The sequence below is a fragment of the Indioceanicola profundi genome (assembly GCF_003568845.1).
GTDB lineage: Bacteria > Pseudomonadota > Alphaproteobacteria > Azospirillales > Azospirillaceae > Indioceanicola > Indioceanicola profundi.
Map to the genome: position 1 here is coordinate 2,377,121 of NZ_CP030126.1, position 12,697 is coordinate 2,389,817.

The 12,697-nt window shown below is 68.2% G+C and carries 11 protein-coding genes; all 11 read right to left on the reverse strand.

Annotated elements, in window-relative coordinates; all coding sequences use genetic code 11:
- Positions 1–64: 64 nt before the first annotated feature.
- The 11 genes from DOL89_RS11350 to DOL89_RS11400 all read right to left on the reverse strand — a co-directional run bounded on the left by DOL89_RS11350 (position 65) and on the right by DOL89_RS11400 (position 12,684).
- On the reverse strand, positions 65–1,102 hold the full coding sequence (locus DOL89_RS11350; protein WP_162937468.1) for a response regulator: 1,038 nt from the start codon (positions 1,100–1,102) through the stop codon (positions 65–67).
- Complete coding sequence (glgX, locus tag DOL89_RS11355) at positions 1,095–3,269, reverse strand: glycogen debranching protein GlgX (RefSeq protein WP_119679257.1); 2,175 nt, start codon at positions 3,267–3,269, stop codon at positions 1,095–1,097. Before glgX ends, DOL89_RS11350 begins: the two co-directional genes overlap by 8 nt.
- A 91-nt stretch (positions 3,270–3,360) precedes the next feature.
- Positions 3,361–4,248 (reverse strand): DMT family transporter, encoded by an 888-nt coding sequence (locus tag DOL89_RS11360; protein ID WP_119679258.1) that lies wholly within the window; start codon positions 4,246–4,248, stop codon positions 3,361–3,363.
- Positions 4,245–5,198, reverse strand: coding sequence for a DMT family transporter (locus DOL89_RS11365; RefSeq protein ID WP_119679259.1), 954 nt, complete (start codon positions 5,196–5,198; stop codon positions 4,245–4,247). Before DOL89_RS11365 ends, DOL89_RS11360 begins: the two co-directional genes overlap by 4 nt.
- A gap of 158 nt (positions 5,199–5,356) precedes the next feature.
- Positions 5,357–5,812: an aspartate 1-decarboxylase gene (locus DOL89_RS11370; RefSeq protein ID WP_119679260.1), complete on the reverse strand. Its 456-nt coding sequence runs from the start codon at positions 5,810–5,812 to the stop codon at positions 5,357–5,359.
- A gap of 62 nt (positions 5,813–5,874) precedes the next feature.
- Complete coding sequence (gene deoA / locus DOL89_RS11375; RefSeq protein ID WP_119679261.1) at positions 5,875–7,203, reverse strand: thymidine phosphorylase; 1,329 nt, start codon at positions 7,201–7,203, stop codon at positions 5,875–5,877.
- 1,058 nt (positions 7,204–8,261) lie between these two features.
- Entirely contained in the window at positions 8,262–9,431 is a 1,170-nt protein-coding gene (locus tag DOL89_RS11380; protein WP_119679262.1) for a TAXI family TRAP transporter solute-binding subunit, read from the reverse strand.
- A gap of 154 nt (positions 9,432–9,585) precedes the next feature.
- Entirely contained in the window at positions 9,586–9,948 is a 363-nt protein-coding gene (locus DOL89_RS11385; protein WP_119679263.1) for a hypothetical protein, read from the reverse strand.
- 45 nt (positions 9,949–9,993) lie between these two features.
- On the reverse strand, positions 9,994–10,254 hold the full coding sequence (locus DOL89_RS11390) for a hypothetical protein (RefSeq protein WP_119679264.1): 261 nt from the start codon (positions 10,252–10,254) through the stop codon (positions 9,994–9,996).
- Between the two features lie 133 nt (positions 10,255–10,387).
- On the reverse strand, positions 10,388–11,152 hold the full coding sequence (locus tag DOL89_RS11395; protein ID WP_119679265.1) for a methyltransferase domain-containing protein: 765 nt from the start codon (positions 11,150–11,152) through the stop codon (positions 10,388–10,390).
- Positions 11,153–11,250: 98 nt separating this feature from the next.
- Positions 11,251–12,684 (reverse strand): dihydrolipoyl dehydrogenase family protein, encoded by a 1,434-nt coding sequence (locus DOL89_RS11400; protein ID WP_119679266.1) that lies wholly within the window; start codon positions 12,682–12,684, stop codon positions 11,251–11,253.
- Between the last annotated feature and the right edge of the window lie 13 nt (positions 12,685–12,697).

The window sequence follows — 12,697 nt, forward strand, 5'->3', positions numbered from 1 at the left end:
TTCCTCACATTCGGTCGGCAGGGTCATCGGCCGTGGCGTTTCCGTCCGCCGTCCGGAAGAGCGGTCAACCCTCACGCGGAGGCGGTTCCTCCTGCTCGTCCATGATGGGGCCCGCCGGATCGGCCCCGGTAGGTTGGGAGGCCTGCGCCTTGGCCTGGACCATCTCTGCAAGCCGGTTGCGGTACGAATTAACAGCAGCCATCACCTCTTGTTCCAGCACGGACTGGTCGCCACGCTGGGCGGTCAGGGCGGCAAGGCCGAGGGCGGCGCGCTTCAGGGTCAGCGGGTCCGCGATGGAATGCTGGGTGTCCTGCCGGAAGGTCTCCACCGCGTTGACCAGAACCCGGGCGAAGAGATCGGCCTTCATCCGCATCTCCCCCATGGGCAGGCGGCGCATCAGATCCTCCACCACCGGCATGATGCGCAGCGCATGGTCCACCGCCATCCGCTCCGGCGGCTCCGACATCAGGCCCGGCAGGGCGAACAGGGTCAGGAAGGCGGTCTGGAAGCCGTGCCGCACGACCTTCTGATGGTTGACGGCATGCATCGCCGCGCCGATCTGCTCACCGATCGCGCCGCGATCCAGCTGGCCCAGCGCCTTGAGGCGGAGCGTGTCCGGCACCTCCACCAGCGGGATCTGCTGTCCCTCGCGCGGGGAGCGGCGGCGGTCAGGGCCGATATAGTCGCTGGTGACGACGAAGGGCCGGCGATGCTCCACCAGCTTGGCGACGCGGTCCTGAACCTGCTTCGCGGAAAAGGGCTTCAGGATGATGTCGTCCGCGCCCGAGGCGGTGAAGCGGAACATGAACTGGGACGTCGCCTGCCATGTCGTGGCCACCACCGTGGCGAAGGGGTTGGCGATGTTCATGGCGTGGCGGAACTGCTGGACGAAGCGGAACCCCTCCCCCTCCGGCGGGTCGCCATCCACGATGATCAGGTCCGGCGTGCTGCTGGCAAAGGCTGCCATGGCCGCCGCGACGTCCGGGAACTCCTGCACCTTCTCCATTCCCATGCGGGTCAGGATGCTGCGCAGCAAGCGGCGCATGTTGGATTCCCGGTCGATCAGGAAGACCTGGACCTGACGGAGATCGTATTCAGCCATCCGCATCCCCGGGGCCGGAGGCCGGTTCCGGGGCGGTCAGCTCGAACAGCAGGGTGGTGCGTCCGGCGATTTCCACCGGTTGGCCGGCCGGCTCCGTCCGGTCGCCGGGCGATCCTGTGGCGTGGCCGGTGTCCAGCAGGCAGCGCCAGCCCTGGCCCTCCTCCCATCGCGGCAGGATAAAGGGTACGGGCGCGTGATGGGCGTTCAGCACCAGCATCAATACGCCATCGGCGGCAGGCCCGCCATCGGGCCGCAGATGCGTCCCGGCCCGACCGTTCAGCAGCAGGCCCAGGCAGCGGGCATGGGTGTTGCGCCACTGCTCCGGCGTCTTCTCCGTGCCTTCCGGCGTGATCCAGGTGATGTCCTTTACGCCGTCGCCCGAATGCTCCCGCCCGTGCAGGAAGCGCTGCCGGCGCAGCACCGGGTGCCTGCGGCGCAGGTCGGTCAGGCGCCGGACGAAGGCGGTCATGTCCTTGGCGCCATCGACATCCGCCGTCCAGTCGAACCAGCTCGTCTCATTGTCCTGGCAATAGGCGTTGTTATTGCCGCCTTGGGTGCGCAGCAGCTCATCCCCGCCCAGCAGCATGGGCGTGCCCTGGGACAGCAGCAGGGTGGCCAGCATGTTGCGCGACTGGCGCCGGCGCAGCGCCCGGATGGCCGGATCGCCGGTCGGCCCCTCCACCCCGTAATTGGCGCTGTAATTGGCGTCGTGCCCGTCGCGGTTCCCCTCCCGGTTCGCCTCATTGTGCTTCTGGGTGTAAGACACCGTGTCGGCCAGGGTGAAGCCGTCATGGCTGGTGACGAAGTTGATGCTGGACCAGGGCTTGCGCTTGGCATGCTCGAACAGGTCGGCGGAGCCGGTGAGCCGGGCCGCCAGCTCGGGCAGCATCCCCTCATCCCCGCGCCAGTAGCGGCGGGTGGTGTCGCGGTAGCGGTCGTTCCATTCCGCCCAGCCCGGCGGGAACTGGCCGACGCGGTAGCCGCCGGGGCCGACATCCCACGGTTCCGCGATCAGCTTGACCCGCGACAGCACCGGGTCCTGCCTCACCGCATCCAGGAAGCCGGAGCCGGGGTCGTAGCCATGCGGCTCCCGCGCCAGGGTGGTGGCGAGATCGAAGCGGAACCCGTCCACATGCATCTCGGTGACCCAGTAGCGCAGGCTGTCCATCACCATCTGCAGCACCCGCGGATGCGCGATGTTCAGCGTGTTGCCGGTGCCGGTATGGTCCAGATAGTAGCGCTTGTCGTGCGGGTTCAGGATGTAATAGCTGGCATTGTCGATGCCGCGGAAGGACAGGGTGGGGCCGAGATGGTTGCCCTCCCCGGTGTGGTTGTAGACGACATCCAGCAGCACCTCGATCCCGGCATCGTGCAGCCGGGCCACCATGGTCTTGAACTCGCGCGTCGAGGTGCCGGACATATAGAGGTGGTGCGGCGCGAAGAAGCCCACCGTGGCATAGCCCCAGTAATTGTGCAGGGACTTCTCCACCAGATGCCGCTCATCGGCGAAGGTCTGGACCGGCAGCAGTTCCACCGCCGTGACGCCCAGCGCCTTCAGGTGATCAATAACCGGCTGGCTGGCCATGCCGGCGAAGCTGCCGCGCAGGGCCGGCGGCACCTCCGGATGCTTCAGCGTCATGCCGCGCACATGGGTCTCGTAGATCACCGTGTCGGCCCAGGGCACGTTCGGCGCACGCTCCACGCCCCAGGTGAAGGCCGGGTCGATCACCCGGCATTTCGGCATGCCGCGGGCATTGTCGCGCCGGTCGAAGGACAGGTCCTCGCGGCTGGAGCCGAGGCGGTAGGCGAAATGCGCGTCCGACCAGCGGATCGGCCCCACCAGTGACTTGGCATAGGGGTCCAGCAGCAGCTTGTGCGGATTGAAGCGGTGGCCGCGGGCGGGATCGTAGGGGCCGTGGACGCGGTAGCCGTAGAGCAGCCCCGGCCGCGCCTCCGGCAGGTAGGCGTGCCAGACCTCGTCCGTGCAGTCCGGCAGGGTGACGCGGTCGATCTCCCGCATCCCCGTTTCATCGAACAGGCAAAGCTCCACCCGCTCGGCATGGGCGGAGAACAGGGCAAAATTCACCCCGGACCCGTCCCAGGTGGCGCCGAGGGGATAGGGACGTCCCGGCCAGACGGTGGTGCGCGCAGCTCCGGTGGTTCGCATTCGAAATGTCTAATCCTGTCGAGCGGACACCCAACAATGCCAAGCGGCAACCATTCCGCCAAGGGTCAGGTCGCGGCGGAAGGGAAGAACCCTACTGCCCCTCGCGTGAATGCATGGTTTCCCGGTGCAGGATATAGAGCCCGCTGCCCACGACGATGGCGCTGCCGATCCAGATCGCCCGGTCGGGGATGTCGCCGAAGATCAGGTAGCCGAATCCGACGGCCCAGAGCATGCCAGTGTACTCGAAGGGGGCCGCCAGGGAGGGGCTGACCAGCCGGAAGGCCTGGGTGAACAGGATCTGCGCCACCCCGCCCACAACGCCCGTGGCGATCAGCAGGGCAAAATCGGCCGGGCCGGGCGTCACCCAGTCCGGCAGCATGGCGATGCCCGCCACAACCGCCGTGGTCACCATGAAATAGAAGACGATGGCGGCGTTGGTCTCGGTCCGCGACAGGACTCGGATATAGAGCATCAGCAGGGCATAGAGGAAGGCACCGACCAGCGGCGCCAGGGCGATGAGGCTGAACACCCCGGCCCCCGGCCTGAGCATCACCAGCACGCCTACGAACCCCACCAGCACCGCCGCCCAGCGCCGCCAGCCCACCTTTTCCTTCAGCACCGGCACCGACAGGGCGGTGACGAAGAGCGGGGCGGCGAAGCCGATGGCGTAGACGTCGGCCAGCGGCATGTAGGCGAAGGCGAAGAAGAAGCAGAAGACCGCGGCCACCCCGGCGATGGAGCGCAGCACATGCGCCAGCGGCCTTCGGGTGCGCAGCGCCACGATCCCGCCCGACCGGGCCACCAGCACCGCCAGCGGGGCGAGCGCGAAGAAGGCGCGGAAGAACATGATCTGCCAGGTTCCGTAGCTGCCCGACAGGTACTTGATCATCGTATCCATGACGCCGAAGCAGAAGATCGCGCCAAGGAACAGAAGGATGCCGGTGAGATTCGTGCTCCGGCCCGTGGTTTCCGCCGTCATGTCGCCGCCTGCTCCGCCACGGGGCGCACGGTGCCAGCGGCAGGGGAGACCACCTTGGCCGCCACGCCGCGGCCCACCACCGTCTCCCGGTAGAGAATGTAGAGGCCGCTGCCGATCACGATGGCGGCCCCGACGCCGAGCCAGATATCCGGCACATAGCCCCAGATCAGGTAGCCGGACAGCACGCCCCAGGCCATCTGGCTGTACTGGAACGGGGCCACCACGGCGGCGGGGGCCTGCCGGAAGGCGGTCAGCAGCGCGATCACGGCGCACCCGCCGATAAGCCCCACCGCCGCATGCACGCCGATGTCCTGAAGCGTGGGCGGAACCCAGACGAAGGACAGGAGGAGGCCGTTGGCCAGCAGGTTCACCACAGTGGCGTAGAAGGCGAAGCTGACCGGCTTTTCCGTTCCCCGCATCATCCGGGCGATCAGCATGTTGACGGAGTAGCAGAGCGCGCCGCCCAGCGAGGCGAAGGCCCCGATGTCGATCACGCCGGCCCCCGGCCGCAGCATCACCAGCACCCCGGCGAACCCGACGCCCACCGCCGTCCAGCGCCGCCAGCCCACCTGTTCCCCCAGGATCGGAACCGAGAGCGCCGTGATGAAAAGCGGGGCCGTGAAGGCCAACGCATAGGCATCCGCGATAGGCATGCGGCTATAGGCGAAATAGGTGCAGAGACCGCCCACCACGCTGATGCCGGAGCGCAGCATGTGCATTCCCGGCCGCCGGGTGCGGACATTGTTCACCACCCCGCCGGTCATGGCCGCATAGGCCAGGATCGGCAACAGGGAGAAGATGCAGTTGAAGAAAATGATCTGCGGCACGGCATAGCGGCCCGCCAGCAGCTTCACCGCCACATCCATCATGCTGTAGAGGGCGAAGGCCCCGACCGCCAGCATGATGCCGCCTGCGATCTTCTCCTCCGTGCCGGATGTGACGGTGCTCATGCGCGGTCCACCTGTGGCGGCGCATGCCGGGACCACTGGCGCACCCCTGCGCGCCCGCCCCTTCGCCGCGGGCGGGACTATAAGCGGAAGTGGCCGTTCCCGCCCCGGTCCATATGCGATGGCACGGGCGAGGAAATGGTATGTCCGGTTAAGCGTGGTTAACGGATCGGCACGCTCAGCACCGGGGCGTTCTCCTCCCCCTCGGTGATGTCGAGGGTGCGGAAGTCGAAGTCGCGCTCGTCGGACTTGTAGACGTCGTACTGGAGCACCCGGTCCACACGGTTGTCGGGGTGGAAGGTCAGCACCTTGGGCTTCACGGTGTAGAGCTGCTGCGGCTCGATGGAGAGGGAGGCGGCGATGATCACCTCATCCCCCTTCTGGCAGGTGCGGGCCGCGGCCCCGTTCAGCACGCAGGCGCGCGACCCCGGCTCCCCGAAGATCACGTAGGTGGAGATGCGGGCACCGGAACTCTTGTTCCAGATCTCCACGAATTCCAGCGGATAGATGCCGGCCAGAGCGCACTGCTCCGGATCGAGGGTGATCGAGCCGTGATAGTCCAGGTCGGCCCCGGTGACCCGGATGCCATGAAACTTGGCGCGGACGATCTTGATCATGCTGGACGCTCCCGCTGGCCGTGCGCGGCGGTCAGCTCCGCGCCTTCCGGCGGGGGGAGCGTCTACCCTTTGGCGATGCGGCCCGCAATGGGATTCTGGTCCGCCGGGCGGCTGTCCCCCACCGGCATCGCCGCCCGGATCGCGGCCGCCGCCATGTCCGCCGCCTCCTCGTCCGGGGCGTGCAGGATGCAGAGGGGGGCGCCCTGCGGCCCGACCTCCGTGCCGAGCGCCGCCACCTCGGTCAGGCCGACGGCATGGTCGACCGGTTCCGTCGGCTTGGTGCGCCCGCCGCCCAGCGCCACGACCACAAGGCCGATGTCGCGGGTGGCATGGGCGGTGACGAAGCCCGGCCGTTCCGCCCGCACCTCCCGCACCACCGGGGCCTTGGGCAGATGGTCCTGGTAGCGGTCCACGAAGTCGGAGGGGCCGCCCAGCGCGGTCACCATGCGCTGGAACCGCTCCGCCGCCTCCCCGCTGCGCAGGGCCCGGTCGGCCTTGATTCGGGCGGCGTCCAGGCTGTCGGCCAGCCGGCCCAGCACCAGCATCTCCGCCGCCAGCTCCCGCGTCACGGCCCAGAGCCGCGAGTCGCCGGTGCCGTCGCGCAGCATCTCCACCGATTCCGCCACCTCCACCGCGTTGCCGGCCGTGCGGCCCAGCACTTGGTCCATGCCGGTCAGCAGCGCCACGGTGGGCAGGCCGGCCCCGTTGCCGGTTTCTACCAGCGCGGTGGCCAGGGCCTCCGCCCGCTCCGCACTGTCCATGAAGGCCCCGTTGCCCAGCTTCACGTCCAGCACCAGCCCCTGGAGGCCGGCGGCCAGCTTCTTGGACAGGATGGAGGCGACGATGAGATCGATGCTCTCCACCGTCGCGGTGACGTCGCGGATAGCGTAGAGGCGCTTGTCCGCCGGGGCGATGTCGGTGGTGGCGCCGACGATGGCGCAGCCGACATTGCCCACCACCCGGCGCAGCGTGGCGATGTCCGGCAGCGCCTCATAGCCGGGAATGGCCTGCATCTTGTCCAGCGTGCCGCCGGTATGGCCCAGACCGCGGCCGGAGATCATGGGCACGAAGCCGCCGCAGGCCGCCACCACCGGGGCCAGCACCAGGCTGACCTTGTCGCCGACGCCGCCGGTGGAATGCTTGTCCAGCACCGGCCCGCCGAGGCGCGCATTCCCCCAGTCCAGCACCCGGCCGGACCGGGTCATGGCGCGCAGCAGGGCCACCCGCTCCCCCTCCTCCATCCCGCGCAGGAAGACGGCCATGGCGAAGGCCGCGGCCTGCCCGTCCGTCACCCGGCCGTCGGTCAGGCCGGCAATGAACTCCGCGATCTGGTCGTCGTTCAGCCGCCCGCCGTCGCGCTTGATCCGGATGGTTTCCTGGGGAAGGAACATGGAACGGGTCCTCGTCTGCGTCTCGGGTCCGCCCGACACTGACCATGCGGAAGCAGGAGGGTCAAGGCTCACGCCGTAGATCGCAAGGAGCCGCAGGCGGATTGCGACGGCGCCGCCTCGGTTCATGCCGTATGTCGGTCACGCGCCGCGTGGCCGACAGGCATCTGAGCCATTCGACGCTGTTCTTCCTGTGGGGAGAGCTTGTCTGGGTTTTGGAAAGGATGAATAGGATGAATGGGATGGCACGCCGGACCGGCGGAGCCAGTCCTGTATCACCAGCCTGCACCGGCGGATGAAGTGCTCTCCCTCATCCTATTCATCCTATTCATCCTATTCATCCTTGCCTGATAACCGAATGCCTGCCGGAGCCTGCGCGAACCGAGCCAAATGTCTGGGTTGGTGACATCTCGAAAGATGAAAATGATGAAGAGGATGAAAATGATGGTGTGGGGCTATCTAACTCCGCCTTAGCTCCTGCCCGGTCTTGATTACTGCCTGCGGCGCGCCCGGTCCATCATTTTCATCCTCTTCATCTTTTTCATCATTCATGATGTCTCGGACCTCGATGCCGAAGCGCAGACACTCCTGTCGGCTACGCTGCGCGTGACTGACCTACTCCGGACATAGGTCCGTAGCGGCCCCGCCGCCTGGGCTCGTACACCGCAGAGCCGTAGGTCGGTCACGCGCAGCGTGGCCGACATTCATCGCTCATCCGCGCCATTGGACGCCGTCCTTCCTGTGGGGAGGCTTGTTTCGGGATGTGGGCAAGGATGAATGGGATGCATAGGATGACGGAGCCCCCATCATCTGCCAGTGCAGGTCGGTAATCCAGGACTGGCTCCGCCGGTCCCGCGCGCCATCCTATCCATCCTTGCCTGGTGATAAGCCAGTCGCCGGAGCCCGCGCGGAAAGCGCCTAATGGCCGGGCCGGCGACATCTGGAAAGATGAAAATGATGAACAGGATGAAGATGATGGAGCGGAGCGCGCGGGTTGCTCGGTGAAGACTCGGGTTGCCTTGATCCTGCCTGCGGCGCGGCGGCGTAGCCGCCAATCACGTTCAAGAGGTCGGCACCCTGCCGACGCCCGGCAGGTCCATCATTTTCATCCTTTCCATCATTTTCATCTTTCGAACTGTCACCGCCCCCTCCACCGGGAGGACGGCGTCGAATGGACCCACCCGTCGCAATACGCCTTCGGCTCCTTGCGACCTACTCCCCAGGGCAGGGAAGGACTTCGCCATGCATGCCGTAGGCCTTGGCGGCGGCCGGGTGCAGGGGGCGGCCAGACGGGCGCCGGCGGCATCGACGAGGCGGAGCCGCCCATCCCCGCTGGCCAGCAGGCTGCGGTTGGCGGGAAGCGCCAGGGCCTCGGTCAGGGAAAGGGTCTGGACAGGGTCCAGGTCGGGACGGCTGAACCAGACAGTGGCCTGAAGCAGGGTCTCCACCTCCCCCGTCTCGCCATAAAGGCCGGCGGGGATCAGGCCCGGACCGGCGAAGGGATGCATGCGCATCAGGGCCTCCGCCCCCTCCCCCGTCACAGGGACGGGATGGGCGACGCCTTCCGCGGCAAGTTCCGCCACGTCCGGGTCCGGCCAGGCTGAAATGCGGAACAGCACATCCACCTCGCCCCGCCGCATCGCCTCCAACGCATCGGCCCCGCCGACCTGGACCATGCGCACGTCGGCGCGTCGCAGGCCATGCGCCATCAGCATGCGGTCGGCCAACCGGCGGGCCTCGGTGCCGACGCGGCCTACCGCGACGCGGCGACCACGGATGTCGGCGGGCGTCGAGATGCCAAGTCCCGGCCGGACCAGCACATGCAGCGCTTCCGCATAGAGGTCGCCCAGAATGACCAGATCGGCGCGCGGGTCCTCCGCCCGCGACGGGCAGCGGGCGCCGAACACCGCCTGCGCCGGGGCGAGGCCGGTTTCCAGCTCACCCGCCGCGACGGCGCGGATAATGTCCTGCGAACCGTTCAGGCTCTGCGCCAACGCGACCACGCCGGCAGCGCCACAGGGCCGGTCCGGAGCGCAGGGCGGCATTCCGGGAGGACGCGACAGCGCGGCTGCCAGCGATGCCCCCGCCTCATAGGACAGCGAGGTGGCCGGCCCGGCCGCGATGCGGAGGTATCGCACCTCGGCCGCCGGGACGCCGGGCGCACGGAACGCCATCACGGCCAGGGCGGCGATCAGGAGCAGCGGAATGATCCGCAAGGCGTTGATCAGCATGGGAGGACCGGCGGTTGGCCGGGGCGGATCGCCGCGGCTGCCAAAATCTGCCGTACAACGCTTACCACAGCGTTTCAAGTCAACGTCGTGGGCCGGCGTTCAGGTGATTTCGTCCGGCTGTGGCAATGCCGCCTCACTCTCTAAAGAGGTATGCCTAGCTCTCCGGCGCGCAGGCGGCCCGCTCACGATTCTGGTCGTCGCGGGCGGCCGGGGCGCAGACCATACGGTTGGAAAAGCGGAAGCTTCCGTCGCGCGTGCGCCGCACCGCGATATCGTTGGAGAACTGCACCCAACCGGCGCTGCCCCAATGGCTGGAGATGCCGTTGGAAAAGGCGAGCGACCCGTCCGGGCGCTTCGCCACCGAAACACCGGTCTGGAACTCGATCTCGCCCGCCCCGTTCAGCGCGGCCGAGAGACCATTGCTGCAGGCGACGGTCTGATCGATGCGGGTGCAGGTGAAGGGATCGGTGCCGGAGGTCAGCACCATCACATAGACGGCGATCTCAAGCGGGTTCATGGGGCGCGCATCTCCACGGGCACGCCGGCCGGCGGGCCTACCCCCTTATATACGATTCGGAACGGCTGCGCGCGGTCCCAATTCGCTGGAGGAGGCTGGTTCCCGCTGTTTGGCGGCCACTGCCCTTCCCGGCTCCTTCACCGGCGCGAAGGCCAGGGCGAAGAGCAGGCCCGCATAGATCAGCATCAGGATCTTGGCCGTCACCGCCAGATGCGTCGGCAGCGATCCGAACAGGGTCATGCCGAGCGACGCGACGGCGAAGAAGCCGGAGAAGACCAGCGGACCTTTGTGCAGCACCTTGGGCATGCGCGACCTCCCTTTCTCAAGGTCCATGTGGGTCCGAGAGCCGGGGGCGCAAGGAAGAATCGTAAGCTGCTCAATGCATTACGGTACACGGCGTAGGGGTATTGGTCCGGCGTCGACGGCGCCTCACCCCCTGTCAGTTCCGCGCGATCAGGAACAGGCGGCGGAAGGGGAACAGCGTGTTGCCGTTCTTCTCCGGCGGGTAAGCCTGGCGCAGCCGGTCGCGGTATGTGGCCAGGAAATCCTCCAGCTCCGCCCCCTTCAGCGTTTCCAGTACCGGCAGCAGTCCGGTGGCGCGTACCCAGGTCAGCACCGGGTCCGTCCCGTCCAGCTCATGCAGGTACTCCGTCTCCCACATCTCGACCGAGGAGCAGACCGGGGAGAGCCAGCGCCAGTATTGGCGGGGCGGCTGGACATGTTCATGCACCAGCTTGCCGGCTAGCTTCTCCGCCCAGGGGCCCTGCGCGGCGACATCCCGCATCAGCGCATGGCTGGGCGCGTCGAAGTTGCGGGGCATCTGCACCGCCAGCACGCCGCCCGCCTTCAGCGCGCAGAGCAGGCGGGGGAAAAGGCGGGAATGGTCCGGCAGCCAGTGCAGGGTCGCGTTGGAGAAGATCAGGTCGGCCGGCTGGGTCGGCTTCCACTGGCCGATATCCGCCAGCTCCCACGCCACGCGGGACTGGCTGCGCGCCGCCTCCGCCAGCATGCTCTGGGAGCTGTCGATGCCGACCACGCGGGCCGCCGGATAACGGTCGGCCAGCATCCGGGTCAGCCGCCCGGTGCCGCAGCCCAGATCGACGATCCGGTCCGGATGCATGGTCGGCAGGGCCGCGATCAGATCGTGGCCGGGGCGCAGCCGCGCCGCCTGGAACAGTTCGTAGCTCTGCGGGTCCCAGGCCATGCGCTCCCTCCCTCGTCTTCTTCGGCCCTTCGTCTTCTTCGGCCGCTCGTCTTCTTCGGCGCATTGATGCGCCTGTCGGGAGGGGCTTGCCAAGAGGCCTAGCCGAAGCGGGAGAGGAAGGAGACCAGCCGCCTGCTGCCGGCGCTGAAGAGCTTCGGCGTGAAGAAGGCCCCGGCGGCGCGCTTGTTGACCTCCCCCAGCGTGGGATAGGGGGCGATCATGCTGGTGAAGGCGTTCAGCTTCAGCCCGGCGGTGATGGCCAGCGCCCAGGGCTGGATCAGCTCCCCCGCATGGGCGCCGACGATGCCGGCCCCCAGCACCTGGCCCCCGGCATCGGTCACCACCTTGGCGAAGCCCTCGGTCAGCCGCTCCGCCTGCGCGCGGTCGTTCTCATGCAGGGGCCAGGACACGGCGCGCACCTTGTCGCCATGCCGCTCCCGCGCCGCGGCCTCCGTCAGCCCGACCTGCGCCAGTTCCGGGTCCGTGTAGGTGACCCAGGGCAGCGCCTTGTAATCCACCTTGGAGGGCAGCTTGAACAGCATGCCCTTGATCACGACCCCGGCATGGTAGCCGGCCACATGGGTGAACTGGGGCCCGCCCGCGGCATCCCCCACCGCATAGACCCTGCGGTTGGTGGTGGAGCGCAGGCCGCTGTCCACGGTGACGCCCTTCGGGGTGAAGGCGATGTCGGCGGCCTCCAGCCCCAGCCCGTCCACATTGACCTTGCGCCCGGCGGCCACCAGCAGCTCCGTGCCCTCCACCCGCTCCTCCCCGCCATCGGACTTCAGCACGATGGCGATGCCGTCCCCCGCCTTCTCCACCCGCAGGATCTCCGCCCCCTCGCGGATGTCGATGCCCTCCGCGGTCAGGGCCTTGCGCACCACCGCCACCAGCTCCGGATCGTCCTTGGGCATGATGGTGGAGCGCTCGACCACCGTGACCTTCGCCCCCAGGCGACGGTGCGCCTGCGCCATCTCCATTCCGATGGGGCCGCCGCCGATGATCAGCAGGTGGCCGGGCAAGGCGGTCCGGTTGAACAGGGTTTCGTTCGTGAGATAGGGCACCGCCTCAATGCCGGGGATCGGCGGTGTCGCGGCGCGACTGCCGGTGGCGATGACGAATCGCTTGGCCCGGACCACATGGCCGGCATCCGTCTCCACCGTATCCGGGCCGGCGAAGCGGGCGGCGGCCAGGATCACCCGCACCCCCAGCCCCTCGAACCGCGCCACCGAATCGTTGGGCTCGATAGCCGCGATGACGCCGTGAACGTGCGCGTGGGTCCTGGCGAAGTCGATCTCCGGCTCCTGCGCCACGACGCCGAAGCGCCCGGCGGTGCGGATGGCGTGCGCCGCCTTGCCCGCGGCCAGCAGCGCCTTGGACGGCACGCAGCCGGTGTTCAGGCAATCCCCGCCCATGAGGTGCTTCTCGATCAGCACCACCTTGCGGCCGAGCTGGGCCGCCCCTGCCGCCACCGACAGCCCGCCGGACCCGGCCCCGATGATGCAGATGTCGGCGGTGATCGTCTCAGCCATCGGCGCGCTCCTC

What these genes read in the sequence shown, in the direction of transcription:
- DOL89_RS11360 (WP_119679258.1), bottom strand. Translation starts at nt 4,248, where the DNA reads ATGACGGCGGAAACCACGGGCCGGAGCACGAATCTCACCGGCATCCTT.
- DOL89_RS11350 (WP_162937468.1), bottom strand. Translation starts at nt 1,102, where the DNA reads ATGGCTGAATACGATCTCCGTCAGGTCCAGGTCTTCCTGATCGACCGG.
- DOL89_RS11395 (WP_119679265.1), bottom strand. Translation starts at nt 11,152, where the DNA reads ATGGCCTGGGACCCGCAGAGCTACGAACTGTTCCAGGCGGCGCGGCTG.
- DOL89_RS11370 (WP_119679260.1), bottom strand. Translation starts at nt 5,812, where the DNA reads ATGATCAAGATCGTCCGCGCCAAGTTTCATGGCATCCGGGTCACCGGG.
- DOL89_RS11390 (WP_119679264.1), bottom strand. Translation starts at nt 10,254, where the DNA reads ATGCCCAAGGTGCTGCACAAAGGTCCGCTGGTCTTCTCCGGCTTCTTC.
- deoA (WP_119679261.1), bottom strand. Translation starts at nt 7,203, where the DNA reads ATGTTCCTTCCCCAGGAAACCATCCGGATCAAGCGCGACGGCGGGCGG.
- glgX (WP_119679257.1), bottom strand. Translation starts at nt 3,269, where the DNA reads ATGCGAACCACCGGAGCTGCGCGCACCACCGTCTGGCCGGGACGTCCC.
- DOL89_RS11365 (WP_119679259.1), bottom strand. Translation starts at nt 5,198, where the DNA reads ATGAGCACCGTCACATCCGGCACGGAGGAGAAGATCGCAGGCGGCATC.
- DOL89_RS11380 (WP_119679262.1), bottom strand. Translation starts at nt 9,431, where the DNA reads ATGCTGATCAACGCCTTGCGGATCATTCCGCTGCTCCTGATCGCCGCC.
- DOL89_RS11400 (WP_119679266.1), bottom strand. Translation starts at nt 12,684, where the DNA reads ATGGCTGAGACGATCACCGCCGACATCTGCATCATCGGGGCCGGGTCC.
- DOL89_RS11385 (WP_119679263.1), bottom strand. Translation starts at nt 9,948, where the DNA reads ATGAACCCGCTTGAGATCGCCGTCTATGTGATGGTGCTGACCTCCGGC.